Here is an 18421-nt window from a genome sequence, read left to right as displayed (position 1 = left end):
GCTCCAGGCTGCTCGCTTTCCGCGGGGTGGGCGGTGAGCCTCGGCGCGCTGCGGGTCTCACCTGTCCCACTCCTCCCGCAGGAGTCTCACACCTTACGCTCCAATCAACCAACCTTATTTATTGTTCTATTCATAAATCTATTCAAAAACAACAATCTTTTAGAAAATAGCCTTCTATTTAATTTGTAACATGAAACTATGAAGAAATTAAGGAGATTAGTAAAAACGACATAAAAAAAACAGACTCCTTGACAGGATGCCTGTTTTCTTATCATTTTTGGTTAAAATATTAAGATGCCATTTTACGGCATGCTTCTGCACATTTAAAGCATGCTTCTGCACATTTTTGGCAATGGTCGTGATCATGCTTTTTGCATTCATTTCCGCATGCTTCACAAATATCTGCGCAAAGTCCGCAAATCTGCTTGGCAAATGGACTATTTGATTGCATTGATTTTGCAGCGAACGCACATATATCAGCACATTCCCTGTCCATTCGAATACAATCTGCCATCATTTTTAAATCTTTTTCGCCCAAACATGCATCATAACATACATTACATGCCTCCATACATTCAAGACAAGCTTGGATACATTGTTCATATGACTGGCTATACATTTTATCACCCTTCCTTTATATCTTCTACATCATTTATCTACCCTAGCCTTTATAGAGTAAACTGCATATTTTATGCATATTTATCAGCTTAAAAATCTACGATTATTATGAGCTGTTCACAAAAAAAACGGAATATGAGAGATCCCACATTCCGTTCATCTTTTTTTACTTAAAAACTCCTTTTTCTACTAACAGCTCCCAATTGCTGCCGCTATCATTTGTAAAATAAACATTCCCATTAAAAGAGGCAAACGTCATCTCCTGTTCATTCTGAGGGTTTTGAGCGAAATACATAACTGCATCCTCTTGCATCTGGGGCAAAGTAATATCCTTTTCAGTTTTATCAGAGAGAGAACGCTTAATTAGTTTGGTATTTCCATCATAACTTCCATAAACCAGGCTGTCATTTGTAAAAAATACTGATGTACCTTGTCCGGTTTCAGTAATTTTTTCAAAATTTTCTCCTTTATCGCTAGAAAGATAAATGCCCTGCTGTCCCGCAGCCGCCAAATAGTCTGGTTTTTGCGGATGTACGGCAACGCTGATCAATGTATCTTCAAGTCCATTGGCTTGTACTTCTTGCCATGTTTTAGCGTGGTCTTCACTTAAATAAAACTTTTCTGTTTGCATCTTGGAGTTCTTATGTGGATTCATGACAAATATTGCTGGATCTTCATAGCCAATTCCCATGACATGAAAATCTGTTTCTCCTTCAAGATCCAGCATTTCAAGTGTTTGTCCGTTATCAGCACTTTTTTGGATACCTAAAGGGTTTGGGAGATTGGAATCATGTCCGGGGTGTCCGCTTGTATAAAAGCCATCTTTTGTGGCATTAAAACCCATATAATCATGGTTTTGCTCTTTTGTTTTATACCATTTGCCGTTTTCATATACTTTTAAGCCATCATGAGTAGCAAAAAAAGGTGCTCCTTGATTACCTACATAACCAACCCCATGAATGTGATCGATTTTCCCATCAAACGGTTCAAAAAAATCATGGTTTGCAATGGCCTCTTTTTGCTGATCAGCTGTATTTTGGTTTTCTATTTGTTCTTCCTGCTCCTCGACTATATTTTCTTCTTCCGAAACTTTCGGTTCTTCGGTTTGGCCGCACGCGCTTAGCCCTAATGTAAGTCCAGCAGCAATGATCCATAAATTCTTCAACTTTTTCACTCCAACATTCTATTTTTTCAGCTTGTTAGTCTTTTAAGTGTCTAAAATAACAGCTTGCTAAAGGAATAGCAAGGAGAATAGCCACTTTAAAAAGCTTAAAAGCTGTATTCTAAGTAGAGGTTACTAAAAACTTATGCAAAAAGTGTGCACGAAAAATGATAAATCCAACGAAATTTACATATATCAACGGATTTTTCAATATATCAACGAATCGGAAAATCAGACATTTTTTTCTAAAGCTCTGTCAAACGTACCTGCCGATCTCCGCGGACGGTCCGGGCCACCCATTGACACGCTCCTTCCCAGGGCTTTGATAAACACCGCACGAAGGAAAGGCGGATTTATCCTTCCGTTCCAATCAGCAGGATACTAAGATCAACAAAGTGCCAGATCACAGCCAAAAAATAAAATAAAGAGCGGAGATTCTTTTCCCCGCTCCCGCTTTTATTTCTGTATGCCAGGCCCATTTCGCTCTTCTTTAAATGGCTCTTCTTTTTTAACATAAGAGAAGTCATTTCGATTGACTGGTACAAACCCCTCTGGCTGGTAAAAGCGCAGCAAGTCTTTGTATACAATGTTATCAGACATTTCGAGCTCTTTTTTCGCCTGGTCTGACAGTGGTGAGCATGCGCTCGCTTCAGCAATTTCTCCTGTTTCAGTATAGTAGCATGTTTCTTCCACTTGAGTGAATTCAGGTGATATGAAATCTCCATTTCGGAAAGGCACGACTTCACGATGCTTATCAGATAATAGGTCTGAACCCATTTCTAAATAATCCTTTGTATCGATACCCAGCAGGTGAAGTAAGGTCGGACGCACATCCACCTGTCCGCCGAAATTATGGTTTACCCCTCCATCAACGCCAGGTACATGAATAAACACCGGCACCCTCTGTAGCTGTGCATATTCAAAAGGAGTGATTTCTTTTCCGACTATCTCTGCCATTGCCTCATTGTGGTTTTCCGATATTCCGTAGTGATCACCATACATGACAACAATTGTATTCTCATATAAGCCTGATTCTTTTAAGTCAGTAAAGAATTGCTCTAGAGCCTGATCCATATAGTTGGCAGACTGGAAATAATGATTGACAACATTATTGTCTGTTTCAGCTGCAGGAAAGTCTGTATCCCATTCATCCATCTTAAACGGGAAGTGGTTTGAAAGTGTGATGAATTTTGTATAGAATGGCTGCGGCAGGCTTGTCAGCAGCGGCATAGATTCCTTGAAAAACGGCTTATCTTTTAAGCCATAATTTTTTGTATTTTCATCACTCATATTGTAATACTCTGCATCAAAGAATTTGTCATATCCCATTGTTTTATACATTTCGTTCCGATTCCAAAAGGTTTTATAGTTTCCATGGAAGGAAGCGGAAGTATAGCCTCGGGATTTTAAGATAGCAGGTGTGCCATGAAAAGTATTTTGCGCTTTCGTTACGTAAACAGCGCCCTGTGACATTGGATATAATGATGTATCCATGATGAACTCCGCATCAGATGTCTTTCCCTGGCCAGTCTGGTTAATGAGGTTATCGAAATAAAACGTTTTTCCATCATGGGCAAGAGAGTTTAGGAATGGCGTAACTTCTTTTCCATTTAGTTTGTAATCAATGATAAAGGTCTGAAGTGATTCCATGGAAATAAAAATAACATTCTTTCCTTCCGCCTTTCCAAAGAACTCAGGATTTGGCGGAGCATACTTGGCTTTCACGTAGTTTTCCACTTCGGTTACATCATTATTATCCGCTAACGCTCTCTGACTCGCAGATTTGGCATTTTGGACAATATCGTAAATCGTAAAGTTGTACGCACCAAGATACTTAACTAAATAATTGCGGTCAAATGAGCGGGTCAAGAGTTCCGGACGATCACTTTCAGCAATTTCGAGATTGATGAAAAAAACAATGATTCCAGCTGCGATTACAGCCAGAGCAGGTTTTCTGCTAACTTTCCTTCCAGGTTTGTACCATTTCTTTACTGCAAGAAAAATCAGCAAAAGGGTATCGGTAAAATAAAGAATATCTAATGGAGACATTAATGAAAGAGCACTGTCCCCAAGCTGTCCGCCATTCACTTTTGCCTGCATTAAGACTGGCACAGTAATAAAGTCGTTAAAGAATCGGTAATAAACGACATTGGCATACAGCAAAAAGGATAAAAAGAAGTTTAAGCCAATTAACATCACGGACTGAAACTTTCCTTTAAAAACCAAAGCAAGTCCTAGGAATACAAGAGTAGAACTTAATGGATTCAGAAACAGCAAAAACCTTTGGACATCATTGTTAATTCCCAAATTAAATTCAATTCGATAGGCAATATACGTTTTTAGCCAAAACAGAATTACAGCCAGAAAGAATACAGCCAGGCTGCTTTTCGCCAGCTTTTTAGGCGATATTAAAAGCTTTCCCATAATGTTTCACCTCTTAAATTGTAAACATGCGAAAAACTTAGCGACAGCTAAGTTTTTTATTTTTTAAGTAAAATATGTAAAGCTAACATTAATTATTGGTGAATGAATGTAAAATAATATAGCACAGTTTCAGCCTAATGAAAACAAAAATCCCCGCTATATCTTTCGCCTTTTTCTTGCAAAATCCTACAAACTCGGAATAGCCCCACAAAATATTTCACTATAAACGAATTGAATCTGGTGGTAAAATGAATTTTCCTTTCATAATATTACTTCTTTGCGAGTAATGATTTTAAAAGGGTACAAGCTAAAATTAATTACAAATGATTGGAGAATCATGATGAAAGAGCGTTTCTTATTTTTTACTGTTGGACTTCTAATTCTTACGATGGGAGTTGCCCTAATCATTAAGTCGAATCTTGGTGCTTCCGCATGGGATGCATTAGCTGTCGGTGAATCTCAAATGTTCGGCTTAACGGTTGGAACCTTTGTTTTTATAAATGGAATTGTGCTGATCTTTCTCAATGCTTTTTTAATGAAGAAAAAGCCAGAGGTGCTTGCTGCGATTTCAATCCTTATTATTGGGGCTCTTATCGACTTTTGGCTGCTGATTATCTTTAAGGATTTATCTCCGGCAACATTGGCAGGACAATCCTTTTCCTTATTATTAGGCATACTTGCAATGGGAGTCGGTGTTGCCATCTATTTGCAGGCAAAATTCCCGGCAAGCCCAATGGATACACTGATGGTAGCCATTCATACCCGTTTTGGATTAAATTTAAGAAACTCCCGGATTATCAGTGAAAGTTTCGCCCTCCTGCTTGCTTTTTTATTTAGAGGAGCTATTGGAGTTGGAACCATTGTGGTAACACTGACACTTGGATTGGTTGTGCAATTCTTTTATCCGAGATTTGAAAAGATGCTTGAAAAAATGCAGGCACCTAAAAAGCCGATTATTACTGAATAGAAAAAACAGCCTGGTTCTGATCCCCAGGCTGTTTTTATCTTTTTAACACCTTAAAATCTTTCCACTCTTGCGGCAGCAGCTCCTGATACTTAGTATGCAAATACCGGTCATCTATTAAGACAATGATTCCTGAATCAGTTTCAGAACGAATAAGCCTGCCTCCAGCCTGCAGAACCTTATTCATGCCAGGATAAGTGTAAGCATAGTCATACCCATTCTTATCTTTCTGATGAAAATATTTCTTCATCAAATCACGTTCTAAACCAAGTTGAGGCAAACCAACCCCAACCACAAACACACCATTTATCCTGTCCCCCTGGAGATCAACTCCTTCCGAAAAAATCCCCCCCATAACCGCGAATCCAAGAAGTGTTTTTTCTGCATTTGGTACAAATGCTGCAAGGAAGGCTTCCCTTTCCTTTTCATCCATACCTGTCCTTTGTATGATTGACCTAAAGGGCAAATCTTCATCCAGAAACCGGCGATAAACCTCCTCCATATACTGATAGGATGGAAAGAAAATTAAGTAATTGCCCGTGTTCTCTTTAAGCATCACCTTAATAGTATTCACAATGGGTTCAATAGACTGACCACGATCACGAAACCTTGTTGACAGAGGTTGGATGTATACCTGTGTCTGTTCTATGGAGAAAGGAGACGGAATAGATAGGGTATAATCATCCTCCTTAAACCCAAGCATGTCCTTATAAAAGTTAAACGGCTTTAATGTAGCAGAAAAAAAGATAGTCGACTTAAATCCTTTTCTTGCCTGGTTTAATTGGTGTGAAGGATCCAGGCAGAACAGTTTGATCCGGAAATCATTTCGCTGTTTTTGCATATAGGTTATAAACCTTTCATCATAAAGCTGGCTGATCCGGATAAAGCTTTGGACCGCAAAGTAAGTATCCAGTAATTCATCTTCGGCTTCATACTTATTCCGGGTAAGATATTTTTCAGCACATGCTGAAAATACTTGGAGCTCTTGAAGGAGCTCATCTGGATAATCCTTCTCTGCGATGACCTGCTGATCACCGGTCTTTTTTTTCAGCGCAATAAATGCTTGATTCGTCCGTTTAGCACTTTGCTGAATATCCTCGTCTCTCCCCTTATAACTCCTGCTCAACTGCAAAAAGGAGGACTTATCCAATGTGGCTGAATACATTTCTCTGGCACGGTCGACCAGATTATGAGCCTCATCTATTAGGAGAATGGATTTCTTTTTATCTTCTTCTATAAAGCGCCTAAGAGAGACTCTCGGATCGAAAATATAATTATAATCACAAATAATGAAGTCTCCCGCATAAGCAGCATCCAATGAGAATTCAAACGGACATACTCTGTGCTTTAGCGCATATTTTTCAACTGTTTTTCTATCTATCAGGTTTTCATTTGCCAGGAGGTCGAGAATAGCACCATTAATCCGATCATAATATCCATGGGCAAATTCACAGTACTCCTTTTGGCAATTGGTTTCTTCCTTAAAGCATATTTTGTCCTTAGCGGTAATGGTTACCGTTTTATGATTCAATCCGCTTTGTGTCAACAATTTTATGGCTTCTTCAGCAGCCTGGCGGGTGATTGTTTTTGCAGTTAAATAAAAGATTCGGTGGATTTCTCCTTCCCCAATGGCTTTTATAGCTGGAAAAAGAGCCGAAATGGTTTTTCCGATTCCTGTAGGAGCGTTGGCATACAAGCTTTTTCCTTCCGCTATCGTTTTATAGACTGCACCCGCAAACTTCCTTTGGCCTTCGCGATAGTTAGGAAAAGGAAAGATTAAATCTTGGATGCTTTTCATCATATTCTTTTTGTGCATCATCTTCATTTCCGCGTAAGGAGCGTATGAATTCAATAGTTCCTGTATAAATTGTTCTAGTTTTTCAAATGACAAAATCTGCCTAAATCTCTTCTCTTCATTTGTATCACACTGAACATAAGTCAATTGGACGGTCATCTTTTTTAAATGATGATCAAGGGCATACATAAATGCATAGCACTTGGCCTGAGCCCAATGTACAGGATATGTATCCTCGTTTATTTCATTTATTGGCCGGGAAACAGACTTAATTTCGTCTATAATTCGTTCATTGTTTCTGAGGAGAATTCCATCGCAGCGGCCTTCCAAAGTAAATTCCAGATTTCCATAAAAAAGAGCGGCTGAAAAATGCACTTCCTTTTGGTCGTCTTCCCCATACCGTTTCTGAATGCGCTGATGTATCCTGGTTCCCTCTGAAAGAGACACTGCCGTGCGAAAGCCTGTTTCAATGCTGCCGCTTCTATACACATATTCAACTAGCGACCTAACAGATAGTTTCACTTTATCTTGCATCGATTTGGCTCCTTATATTAAATAATGATCTTATTATAGCACATATGTTCTATATGAGATAATATTTGCAAAATGCGGAAATGACGATTTACACTTAAATAGAGTAGAACTTAAAAAGGAGCGTGAGAAGTGTTGTTCAAATTAGGGCAATAGCGAACAAATGTTGAAAAAAATTATATTTTGGATGATATCTGCATGTGCTGTTTTATTCCTCGGTGTTCTAGCCTATTTTGCTTCGATGGAGATGATTTCTGACAAAGTAATGGCTGAAGTGGCTGGCAGCATTACAGAAGGTGATATTGAGATGCTTTCGAAAGATCCTTCCGTGAAAGAGTTAATCAAAAAACATTCAAAGGCAATTTCTACTATGGATTTAGATAAGACCTCTTTACCGATCACTACAAAAGAAGAAGCTGTTGAAAAAATTTCTCAAGACTTCTCTGTAGAGGAAATTCGCCAGGTAGCTTCGAAAGTAAAAGACGGGCTGACCTCTGAAGAGGAAAAGGAAATATACTCTCTTTTGAATGATAGATTAACAGAAGAAGAACTCACTGCTTTAAAAATTATTGCCATACAAGAAATGCAGAAATAACCAATGGTCGACTAGGGTTTGATAAATCCTACTAAAGAACTGTTTATTATTTATTCTGAAAATTTGGGTTATTAGACCAAGCAAGAATGATCCCTCCTCATAAATTATTATTGAAGGAGGGATCAATAATGTATCAATTAGCATTATTATATTTAGCTTGTATGCTGGCTGGTTATGGTTTGACAATGGTACCTGTTACTGCAGTCATTACTTCAGGTATTACTAGCTTCTTCACTATTGTCGGCGGCCTGGCCATGCTTGTTTTCGGTCTAGCCATTCTTTATCTTGGCGTGAAGGCATTACTGGGAAGATAAGACCACATTTAACGAAGCATCGGTTAATGCCGATGCTTTTCCCTTTCCTCTTTGCCTTTCTGACTCAGCGCAAAGTCACATTGCTTTTTAACCGTTCTCCCCAATGTTATAATGATTCAAAAACTCATGGAGGATTATATTTTGCAATCTTTAAAAGACATCGGGCAAGAAGTATTAAATCAAAGGTTTGAAATTACGAAACAATTCAATGAGCTTTTAGAGGAAGGTTATGTTAAGCGCTTAAAAGCTTCACAACGTGATTTAGATGCAGTAAATGAATGGAGGTCCCGGCTCATTGGTTTCTTGGGAGAAGCAATTATGGCGAGGAGTTCCGAAACAGTTGCAGAAAAAGTCGCTGAGTGGGCTAAGGTGACCGGTGAAGGGGCAGTTGAAAGCCAGCTTCCGTTGGATAAGGCCTTAAAAACAATAAGCGTTTACCGTTCTCTAACTTGGAAATTGATTAAAGAATATGTAAAAACTCATTCTGTTGATCCGATAGAGCTAATCGAGATATCAGATATTATTGACCCTATACTAGATAACGCAGCTTCCTTGTTTAGCTCTTCCTACGTAAATGACCATAAACGCTCTTTGGATTTAGCAAAAGAAGCAATTCAGGAACTTTCCGTACCTGTTATTGCACTAACCAAGGATGTAGCAATTTTGCCATTGATTGGTGAGCTCGATACATACCGTTCAAAGGTTTTGATTGAAAAGTCATTGCAAAAATGCTCAGAACTAAAGGTTAATACGCTGATTATTGATATGTCCGGCGTTGCAATTATCGACACAATGGTAGGACATGAAATCTTCCAGGTCGTAAAGGCATTAAATCTGATTGGCGTAAAAACCATTCTAACAGGTCTAAGGCCCGAAATTGCCCAATCTGTGGTTCAATTGGGAGTAAGTTTCGCAAATATCCAAGTAATGAGCAATCTTCAAGCCGTAATTTCGCAAATGTCTAAGGAAAATAGCATATAAAGAAAGCCAGGCAGCACACAAAGTCCGTGCAGCCTGGCTTTTAGTTATTCCGCAGGGAACCCTTGAGGTGAAGCGAGTTCAATTCCATTATCAAAAAAAGTTACCGCAATTCCATGCCGCAGACGACTCTCAAACTTTTGCTTTGCTTCAAAATGGGCAACCGGCACTTCGATAAGAAAATCCATGGCTTTATTGCGAAAATCAACAAAACGGATATCTGGCGCTGGTTTCAGCAATACACCCTCTGCGTTAGAAATTGTCCGTTCTACTACTTCGTGGAGCAGCCCTTCCACTTTTTCTGTATCTGTTCCATAGGCAACACTTATCAATACCTGAGCCATCATTTCCGACCCTGTTCGGTTTTTAATAATTTGTTCAATAAAATATTGATTGGGAACGATGAGCGTCCCTTCTTTTGCTGTCCGAATAATTGTCGATCTTAAACGAATACTTTCTACTTTTCCTATCTTATTGTTGATTTCAATCATTTCTCCGATTTCAACCGGCCTTTCGAACAAAATGATAATGCCTGAAATAAAGTTTCCGGCGACATTCCTCATACCGAAACCAATACCAATACCAAGAACGCCCAAAATCGCAGCTGCAGCGCTTAAATCCAGCCCTACAGTCGTCAAGCTTATCCCAAGAGCCGCAATCATTACGGTATAATAGACCATGCGGTTGAATGAGTACCCCAGTCCCCTGTCCACCCCGTAAAATTCATAAACAGAAGTTAACACATATTTGGTTAATACCTGAACTAACCGATGCGCAAGGGAAACAGTTAAGAAGGCTACGATGAGTAATTTGAGCGTAACATCTACTTCACCAGCTTTGAACAAGATGTAAGAAAGCCACTTCTCTCTTGAAAAATATAACAGAAAGAGAATAATAATCCCATAAAAAGCAGCCCAATTTACAAGTGAGGCAATTCCTTGCAGAATGCGTTCATCTTGAACTGACTTCTTTTCCCCCTTCTTATTCAATAGGATGTTTATCGTCCATTTTGCAGCCAAAATTATGGCAGTAAAGAAGAGAAATAGTGAAGCTTCCTTTATCGTTACATTTTTTATAAAGAATATAGACCCATTCATTTCTTCCATTTAACACTCACCTGTTTAATTGCTATTGTTTTATCTATTCCTTCTTTTAGGGCTTGTTAAACAAAGAACATTGAAACCTGCCATGTGTTTAATAATGATAAAAAAAAGGAAAGGTGATTACTAAATACATATAGTAAGGTTGGGGTATGTGAATGTGGATTAACAAACCATTTTTTAAATATGCAACAGGCATAATTTTAGTTTTAACCATCATTTTCCTGTTAGGGAAAATTGATTACTTCCTGTGGCCAATCCGTGCATTGATTGCCACTATCTTTTTTCCTATCCTAATTGCTGGTCTCTTCTATTATATTTTAAGGCCGCTTGTTAGACTGGCTTCCAATATCATGCCAAAAACAGCAAGTATACTACTGGTTTTTGCAGTGGTAGCTGGATTGGTATACTTAGGGAGCAGTTTTGCAGGATCCTTGATAGGCAGTCAAATTACAGAATTAACCGGGAATCTGCCTGAAAAAGTGAAGGATGTATCCAAAGAAACAGAAGAAGTAGTTGAAGAAAACAATATGGGAATGTTCTCATACAAGAATCTTGAGAACCAAGCGGTTTCCTATTTTAAATCCATTTTATCAGGCGCAGGCGAAAATATAATGAATATCTTTAGTACGATTACCAGCATCGCTACAGTACTCGTCGTTGTACCTTTTATATTATTTTACTTTTTAAAGGATGATCATAAACTTCGGCCCTTCCTTTTAAAATATTTGCCGGATAAACACGAGCATGAAGGAAACAAAATTCTTACCGATGTCGATAAAACATTATTTTCTTATGTTATTGGACAGTTTATTATCGCGGTTGTTGATGGGACTCTTATGTACATTGGTTTCCTGATTATTGGTCTTGATTACGCTTTAATCCTGGCTATTTTTGCGATGTTTTTAACAGTCGTTCCCTTTCTCGGACCCATTCTGGGAGTCATCCCTGCCATTTTTGTCGGTATGATGCAAAGCCCATCAATGGTCATTAAAATCTTGGGTGTGCTTGTTGTTGTGCAGCAGCTGGAAGGAAATCTAGTATCTCCTTATGTAATGGGCCACCGGCTCAACCTGCATCCTTTAACTGTTATTATTTTGCTGCTAGTGGCAGGATCCCTGTATGGCTTTATCGGAATTCTCATAGCCATCCCTTTATATTCAGTTATTAAGGTGCTGGTCAAAGACTTCAAGAGATTCTATAAATTAAGAACAAGAGAAAGCTTTTTATCGGAGGAATAGTCTGCTGTTTTCTTAGGGCTGCCAGATCTGCAGCTCTTTTTTTTACGCAGTTAAATGATTCTTTATAATTTAAACAGTATAATAGGAAATGTGGAAATATTTTGAGAGGAGTTTTTATCATGGCATACCCAAGCACAAAAGAAACAATAAATTTATTAAAAGAAATTGTTTCTATACCCAGTCCTTCCGGAAATACGAATGAAGTAATTACATATGTGGAAAAGTTTTTAAATGAGCTGAATGTCAAAACCAGCAGAAATCGCAAAGGCGGTTTAATTGCAACTATGCCGGGCAAAGATGATGCCAATCATCGGATGCTCACAGCACATGTCGATACACTTGGTGCAATCGTAAAAGAAATTAAACCGAGCGGACGACTTAAAATTGATTTGATAGGCGGTTTCAAGTACAACTCTATTGAAGGCGAATATTGTGAAATTGAAACGTCCTCCGGCAAAATACTCACCGGTACAATCCTTATGCACCAGACCTCAGTCCATGTATACAAGGATGCCGGAAAGGCAGAAAGAAATCAGGATAATATGGAAGTCCGCATCGATGAAAAGGTTCATAATGCAGAGGATGTACGGGCTCTTGGCATTGAGGTTGGGGACTTTGTTTCCTTCGATCCTCGTGTGCAGACGACACCTTCTGGATTTATTAAATCCCGTCACCTTGATGATAAAGCCAGTGTCGCCATCCTTCTCCAGCTTATTAAACAGCTAAAGTCGGAAAACCTGGAGCTGCCATATACAACACACTTCCTTATTTCTAATAATGAAGAAATCGGCTACGGCGGCAACTCAAATATCACACCTGAAACGGTAGAGTATTTGGCAGTCGATATGGGTGCTATGGGTGATGGCCAATCCACAGATGAATATACGGTTTCCATTTGTGTAAAAGACGCCAGCGGCCCATACCACTATGAATTAAGAAAGCGGCTTGTTCAGCTTGCACAAGATCATCAAATAGGCTACAAACTCGATATCTATCCTTTCTACGGATCAGATGCATCAGCTGCCATCCGAGCAGGACATGATATTGTACATGGATTGATTGGGCCAGGAATTGACTCTTCCCATGCTTTCGAGCGTACACATGAAGATTCAATTGAAAATACAGCCAAATTGCTGTACCACTATGTACAATCAGAGATGCTACTATAATGCTATTCTAAAAAACTGCACCTCCAATTGTTAGATTTGTCTAACTAATGGGGTGCAGTTCATCTTTATGGCGTTTTCTCTATTACCGGCGGTCTCTTCCCTCTTTGCAGCTCCGAGATGGAAAGGCCGAAATCCATTTGCAGATGAGGATTATCCTTAAAATGCTTCCAGTCCCCTCCCCATTCAAAACCGAGGTCCTTGGCAATCCCGACAACCTCCATCCAATCTGCTTTTGTATTCCCATTCCCATCGTATTGCATGTCCCAAATCACCTGACCATCAACAGACAGCAACGCAAAATCAATGGCCAGACCAAAATTATGGTACGACTCGCCGCCCTTTGCATGCGTAACAATGCTGCCTTCTTTTGAACGACCCTTTTCATAAAGGGCATCCTGTTCTTCGATACTTCTAAAATCCTGGGTGATCACCACATTGATGCCATTATCCGCAGCCCTGGCAATCAGTTCATCCTTCTTCTCTGCAACCAAAGGATGCAGGGCAGTCGGGGGCGGCACATCTTTTAAATTTGGGTCTTCTGCTTGCTGTATATATTGATAGAAAATGAGTCCGACTGTTGTAATAACTAATAAAAACAGAACAAAGCTCCCTAGCTGTTTAAAAAACAAAGTTTTGTGTCCTTTCTTTGCTGGGTCTTGAGATAGATACCATTCTTATTTTAACAAGATTTTTGGGAAAGTTCACTTGTAAGGTTTCATACTGGTACGACCCCTTTTCGTTTCGGTCCAGACCATTTATGCATCGCTTCAAGCTGTTTTGCGCCAAAAATCTTTGCATCGTTTCTCTCACATATCTTTCTGGTTAAAAAAGTTTATAAGGAGTTTCAACCTGTTTTCCCTCATAGCTTTTATTTCATCAACAACCAAGAATTAACTTTAATAATTCAAAAGAAAATATAAAAATACGCCGGCAAGAACCGGCGCATTTCTTCATTAATATTATTATTGATTCTCCATCCATTCTGGTTTGCCAAAGCCTTTAAACTGTTCATCAATGACTTTTTCAAATTCTGCTGACTCAACAGACTCTTTTAGGTCTTTAGCAAATTGGGCATCTTCATTTTTCGTATCAATGACCACACGATTGCGATATTGATCTGGCATGTTTTCAAGTTGCAGTGCATCAAGCAGATCCATTTTTGCAGCTAAGGCAAAGTTCCCTGGAACTGCTGACAGATCAACACTATCTACCGCACGAGGAAGCTGGGCAGCTTCGATTGGTTTAAATTGCAGGTTTTTTACATTGTTTTCTACATCTTTCTCAGAAACAGTAAGCGGATCTGCATCCGGATTTAATGTAATTATCCCTGATTCCTCGAGAATCAAGAAAGCGCGTGCTGCATTTGTTGGGTCGTTTGGAATGGCAATCGCTGCTCCGTCTTCAATTTCTTCGAGTGAATCAAACTTTTTAGAATAGATTCCCATCGGTGCGGTTGGAACCACAACTACCTCTGATAACTCGATGTTATGTTCTTTTGCGAAGTTTTCCATGTACACTTTATGCTGGAATAGGTTTGCATCCAGATCTCCTTTTGAAAGGGCCAGGTTTGGCTGAATATAATCACTGAATTCAACTACTTTAACTGTATAACCTTTTTCTTCAAGTACAGGTTTAATTGCCTTGCTAACCATATCACTATACGGTCCTGATGTAGCTCCGATGGTAACTTCCTTTTTATCGCTCTTTGCATCTGATTCTTTGCTTCCGCATGCTGCCAACAGGCCCAATGCGAGTACAAACATGAATAGTAATCCAATTTTTTTCATTTCTATTTTCCCCCTGTTGTGTTTTTTAGACTATTGTCTATAGGTGCGATTCATTTAGTGGAGGTTAAGACTATCGCCGATTACCCCTCGCCCCCACTTTTTTATCTATCTTTTATCAACTAATCTTGCAATCCGGTCTCCAGCAAATTGGAATATTTGGACCAGGCAAATTAGAATAATAACGGTTGTAAACATAACTGTATTATCATATCGGTAATATCCAAATCTGATGGCCAGGTCACCCACACCACCGCCGCCGACAATGCCGGCCATTGCTGAGTATGCGACAAGGCTAATGACTGTAATTGTAATCCCCTGGACAATTCCAGGTTTTGCCTCAGGGACAAGGACGTCCTTTATAATCATCCACGGTGATGCTCCCACAGCTACAGCTGCTTCAATCACACCTTTATCGATCTCCCGCAAAGACTGTTCAACCATTCTTGCGAAAAATGGAATGGCTGCTACTGAAAGTGAAACAGATGCTGCAGTGGGACCTATCGTTGTTCCAGTAATCAAATTGGCTAACGGCAAAAGCGCGATGAGCAATATAATAAATGGAATGGATCTTACCATATTTACGATAAAGCCAACTATATTCTTAAAAGCTGTATTTTCCAGGAATAGCCCTTTATCTGTTACGAATAGCAGCACACCAGTCGGCAGTCCCACAACAATGGCTACCACTATTGAAATGGAAACCATATAGATTGTTTCAAAAAAAGCTTTATTGAGTTCTGGCAATATGCTTATTAGACTATCAAGCTGCATCCCGGATCACCTCCAAATTTCTTGTGCGCTCAGTTATATACTGGATGGCACGTTCAATCTCGAGCGGCGCACCAGTCAGTTCCATTACAAAGATCCCAAGCGGAGTTTCCTGTATATACTCAATTTTCCCGTGAAGGATATTGCCTTTAACTTTAAATTGCTGGAACACATCTGAGATGACGGATTCCTCTGCGATGCTTCCCTGGAAATATATTTTTATAATCTTTCCATTCCGTTCCTTTAAAAGCTTTTCCGGCAAATCAAATTGAAGGATACTGTTAATAAAATCTTTTGTCAGCGGCTGCTGAGGATTTGAGAAAAGATTGTACACTTTTCCTTCCTCGATAACTTTCCCATCCTGCATGACGGCCATCCGATCGCAAATCTCTTTAACAACCTCCATCTCATGGGTGATTAATACAATGGTCAAGCCAAGCTCTTTATTAATTTTCTTTAAAAGTGACAGGATCGATTTCGTTGTGCTCGGGTCCAATGCAGATGTTGCTTCATCGCATAGAAGGACGGATGGGTTGTTGGCCAATGCCCGGGCAATTCCGACCCTTTGTTTTTGACCTCCGCTCAACTGTGAAGGATAGACCTCCCGCTTATCCGTTAACCCTACCATATCAAGCAATTCTTTCACTCTTGCATCTATTTCGCCCGTCGTCTTATGTGCTGCTTTTAAAGCAAAAGCTATATTTTCATAGACTGTTTTTGAACTAACCAGGTGAAAATGCTGAAAAATCATACCTATTTTTAATCGCGCCTGGCGCAGCTCTTTTTTTCCTAATGAGGTTAAAGATAGTCCATCAATTTTCACTTCCCCTGAAGTCGGCGTTTCCAATAAGTTTAAACATCTGATCAACGAGCTTTTACCTGCACCGCTATATCCTACAATTCCGAAAATTTCTCCTTTATCCACTGTAAGTGACACATGGTCAACACCTGTTACTCTCCCTTTTTTGGTTTCATATACTTTTACCAGATTCTTTATTTCTATCATGCAGATCCCCCCGTTCTTTCTCCCCTTATTCAAATAAAAAACCTCTTTCCATTCGGAAAGAGGCATCGCGTATGTATTACGACTTATCTTTCAGAATGAAATCATTCTGCAGGAAGTGGCACCGTTCCATAAAGGAGGTTGCCGGACGTCATTGGGCCTGATCCCTCAGTCACTCTTGATAAGTTAGCTATTAAGTTGATAGTGAAAATACTATATCTAAACAAAAGAATTGTCAATAATTCTTTTTTATTCAAACAGTTGAGAAAAGCGCTTTCATCGTTGCGGCAGTAAGTAATTTTTTTTGAGGAAATATTTATAATTGTTTATTTTGTTTTAGCAGAGGTCCTACGGGTAAATAAAAAGCAAGAAATAATTAATCAAGGAGGAGATCTTAAATGAATCGCGACCAAACGAATGGGAATGTAGACCAACTAAAAGGCGAACTGAAAAAGCAATACGGCAAATTTACAAATAATGAATCAAAAGAAGCTGAAGGCAATATGGACAAAGTGAAAGGCGAAGCAAAAGAAAAATGGGGAGATGCCAAAGAAGCCCTCTCTAAAACTTTTAATGATTCAAGAGACTAATAAAAAAGGTAACCAACGCCGGTAGACGTTGGTTACCTTTTGGTATTTCTATGTTTGACACATGAATAATTGGGTAGTAGATTAGAAAGTTGTTCTTGCACCCAGATAGCGTGGCTTCCAGTAGGAATTATTCATATCACTGATTTCTACTCCTCGTGAAGAACCTGCATGGATAAACTTGTTATTACCAAGATAAATTCCAGCATGGGATGGACCTGATTTATACGTTTCAAAAAAAACAAGATCCCCTGGTCTTGGTGATGAAACTGACCTCGTAGCACTCCAAATGGATGCTACTGTACGAGGAATTGAGATTCCCACATTGCTATATACATAGTTTAGGTAGCCACTGCAATCAAATCCTGACGGAGTGCTTCCTGCCCATAAGTATGGGACACCCATATATGTCTTAGCTTCCGCTATAAGCTCGTCAACCTGTGATGCAGTCTGAGCCGCTACTTTTGTTTCTGTTGTCTGACTTACAGCTGCACCTGAAACCTTTAGCTTTTGACCTGCATAAATAAGATCAGAAGAAAGGTTATTCATTCCCTTTAATTTTGAAACCGATAAGTTATGGCGAGATGCAATTCCTGAAAGAGTGTCGCCTCTTTGGATTGTATAGACACTGCTGCTTCCTGCAGAAGCCGTTGCTGCAGGCGAAGAAACACTTTCAGATGTGCCTTTGACCTTAAGCTTTTGGCCTGGATAAATAGTAGCGCTGCTTAGTCCGTTCAAACTCTTAAGAGTGCTGACGGAAAGGCCATATGTTCTTGCAATTCCCCATAAAGTATCGCCTGATTTCACTGTATAGCTGACTGCTCCACTGCTTGATGTATCAGTTGAAGCCTTATGACTGTGCGGTGCCAACAAAGATAAAGACTGTCCGGTATAAATCGTCGAACCAGAAATATTATTCCATTTCTTTAATTCTTCCACTGACAGACTATTATTGATTGAAATTCTCCACAATGTATCGCCTGACTGAACTTTATATCTATTTTCATGAGCACTTGCTTCACCATTAAACGTTGTAAACAATAAACCAGCTGTCGCAGCCATTGTAAGTAGTTGTTTTTTCAAGTTGTACACTCCTTAAATTTCTTTGACAACCTTATATTAGTAATAAATCTAGTATAATCCTACCTGAAAATATTGGAGCAGATGGAAAAACTATCAATCTACTCCTTAACTTCCCTCTAATAACTAAACCGCCCAATTTAATATAGTTACTTTATCCCAGAAAATATTAGTAATTTAAACTGTTCATGGAAAAACAAGTGAAATATACCCCAAATTATTCGAATGTTTTTAATAGACTTTTTACTAGAAAATACCCCCAAAAATAAAAAAAGGATTTCTTTCGGCTCAACGTCAAATGTTGG

General features: G+C 39.2%; 17 protein-coding genes and 1 riboswitch. Of the genes, 7 read left to right on the top strand and 10 right to left on the bottom strand.

The window, feature by feature from the left end; all coding sequences use genetic code 11:
* Positions 1-289: 289 nt before the first annotated feature.
* From J7I93_RS22480 to ltaS, 3 genes are all read right to left on the bottom strand, one after another.
* A complete protein-coding gene (locus J7I93_RS22480; RefSeq protein ID WP_214728705.1) occupies positions 290-619 on the bottom strand; it encodes a four-helix bundle copper-binding protein in 330 nt (109 codons plus the stop codon).
* A 165-nt stretch (positions 620-784) separates the two neighbouring features.
* A complete protein-coding gene (locus J7I93_RS22475) occupies positions 785-1783 on the bottom strand; it encodes a F510_1955 family glycosylhydrolase (protein ID WP_214988679.1) in 999 nt (332 codons plus the stop codon).
* 453 nt (positions 1784-2236) lie between these two features.
* The gene (gene ltaS / locus J7I93_RS22470) at positions 2237-4204 is read right to left on the bottom strand and encodes a lipoteichoic acid synthase (RefSeq protein WP_214728703.1); all 1968 of its coding nucleotides are present in this window, start codon (positions 4202-4204) and stop codon (positions 2237-2239) included.
* Between the two features lie 337 nt (positions 4205-4541).
* Here ltaS and J7I93_RS22465 point away from each other — a divergent pair, with 337 nt between their 5' ends.
* Entirely contained in the window at positions 4542-5171 is a 630-nt protein-coding gene (locus tag J7I93_RS22465) for a YczE/YyaS/YitT family protein (RefSeq protein WP_483297148.1), read from the top strand.
* A gap of 34 nt (positions 5172-5205) precedes the next feature.
* On the opposite strand, the gene J7I93_RS22460 is transcribed toward J7I93_RS22465, so the two are convergent.
* A complete protein-coding gene (locus J7I93_RS22460; protein WP_214728701.1) occupies positions 5206-7497 on the bottom strand; it encodes an ATP-dependent DNA helicase in 2292 nt (763 codons plus the stop codon).
* A 160-nt stretch (positions 7498-7657) separates the two neighbouring features.
* Here J7I93_RS22460 and J7I93_RS22455 point away from each other — a divergent pair, with 160 nt between their 5' ends.
* The 3 genes from J7I93_RS22455 to J7I93_RS22445 all read left to right on the top strand — a co-directional run bounded on the left by J7I93_RS22455 (position 7658) and on the right by J7I93_RS22445 (position 9384).
* Positions 7658-8089 (top strand): hypothetical protein, encoded by a 432-nt coding sequence (locus J7I93_RS22455; RefSeq protein ID WP_214988681.1) that lies wholly within the window; start codon positions 7658-7660, stop codon positions 8087-8089.
* A 128-nt stretch (positions 8090-8217) separates the two neighbouring features.
* The gene (locus J7I93_RS22450) at positions 8218-8403 is read left to right on the top strand and encodes a hypothetical protein (RefSeq protein WP_110066801.1); all 186 of its coding nucleotides are present in this window, start codon (positions 8218-8220) and stop codon (positions 8401-8403) included.
* 141 nt (positions 8404-8544) lie between these two features.
* Entirely contained in the window at positions 8545-9384 is an 840-nt protein-coding gene (locus J7I93_RS22445) for an STAS domain-containing protein (RefSeq protein ID WP_214728699.1), read from the top strand.
* Between the two features lie 44 nt (positions 9385-9428).
* Here J7I93_RS22445 and J7I93_RS22440 read toward each other — a convergent pair whose 3' ends face one another.
* The gene (locus J7I93_RS22440) at positions 9429-10466 is read right to left on the bottom strand and encodes a mechanosensitive ion channel domain-containing protein (RefSeq protein WP_214728732.1); all 1038 of its coding nucleotides are present in this window, start codon (positions 10464-10466) and stop codon (positions 9429-9431) included.
* Positions 10467-10639: 173 nt separating this feature from the next.
* Between J7I93_RS22440 and J7I93_RS22435 the strand changes: the two genes are divergently transcribed.
* Positions 10640-11722 carry an AI-2E family transporter gene (locus J7I93_RS22435; protein WP_214728697.1) on the top strand — a complete coding sequence of 361 codons (1083 nt, stop codon included), beginning with the start codon at positions 10640-10642 and terminating at the stop codon, positions 11720-11722.
* 119 nt (positions 11723-11841) lie between these two features.
* Positions 11842-12891 carry a M42 family metallopeptidase gene (locus J7I93_RS22430; RefSeq protein WP_214728695.1) on the top strand — a complete coding sequence of 350 codons (1050 nt, stop codon included), beginning with the start codon at positions 11842-11844 and terminating at the stop codon, positions 12889-12891.
* 65 nt (positions 12892-12956) lie between these two features.
* Here J7I93_RS22430 and J7I93_RS22425 read toward each other — a convergent pair whose 3' ends face one another.
* The 4 genes from J7I93_RS22425 to J7I93_RS22410 all read right to left on the bottom strand — a co-directional run bounded on the left by J7I93_RS22425 (position 12957) and on the right by J7I93_RS22410 (position 16452).
* The gene (locus J7I93_RS22425; RefSeq protein WP_251025961.1) at positions 12957-13520 is read right to left on the bottom strand and encodes a M15 family metallopeptidase; all 564 of its coding nucleotides are present in this window, start codon (positions 13518-13520) and stop codon (positions 12957-12959) included.
* 333 nt (positions 13521-13853) lie between these two features.
* Positions 13854-14678 carry a MetQ/NlpA family ABC transporter substrate-binding protein gene (locus tag J7I93_RS22420; RefSeq protein ID WP_214728693.1) on the bottom strand — a complete coding sequence of 275 codons (825 nt, stop codon included), beginning with the start codon at positions 14676-14678 and terminating at the stop codon, positions 13854-13856.
* A gap of 105 nt (positions 14679-14783) precedes the next feature.
* The gene (locus J7I93_RS22415; protein WP_214728691.1) at positions 14784-15449 is read right to left on the bottom strand and encodes a methionine ABC transporter permease; all 666 of its coding nucleotides are present in this window, start codon (positions 15447-15449) and stop codon (positions 14784-14786) included.
* Positions 15439-16452 (bottom strand): methionine ABC transporter ATP-binding protein, encoded by a 1014-nt coding sequence (locus J7I93_RS22410; protein ID WP_214728689.1) that lies wholly within the window; start codon positions 16450-16452, stop codon positions 15439-15441. Before J7I93_RS22410 ends, J7I93_RS22415 begins: the two co-directional genes overlap by 11 nt.
* A gap of 80 nt (positions 16453-16532) precedes the next feature.
* A riboswitch (SAM riboswitch) is annotated at positions 16533-16637 on the bottom strand.
* 210 nt (positions 16638-16847) lie between these two features.
* Between J7I93_RS22410 and J7I93_RS22405 the strand changes: the two genes are divergently transcribed.
* Positions 16848-17039, top strand: coding sequence for a CsbD family protein (locus tag J7I93_RS22405; protein ID WP_214728687.1), 192 nt, complete (start codon positions 16848-16850; stop codon positions 17037-17039).
* An 81-nt stretch (positions 17040-17120) separates the two neighbouring features.
* On the opposite strand, the gene J7I93_RS22400 is transcribed toward J7I93_RS22405, so the two are convergent.
* Positions 17121-18119: a C40 family peptidase gene (locus J7I93_RS22400; RefSeq protein ID WP_214728685.1), complete on the bottom strand. Its 999-nt coding sequence runs from the start codon at positions 18117-18119 to the stop codon at positions 17121-17123.
* Between the last annotated feature and the right edge of the window lie 302 nt (positions 18120-18421).

Source organism: Bacillus sp. ISL-47 (genome assembly GCF_018613175.1).
Classification (GTDB): domain Bacteria; phylum Bacillota; class Bacilli; order Bacillales; family Cytobacillaceae; genus Cytobacillus.
This window is presented reverse-complemented; position numbering and strand designations above follow the sequence as displayed.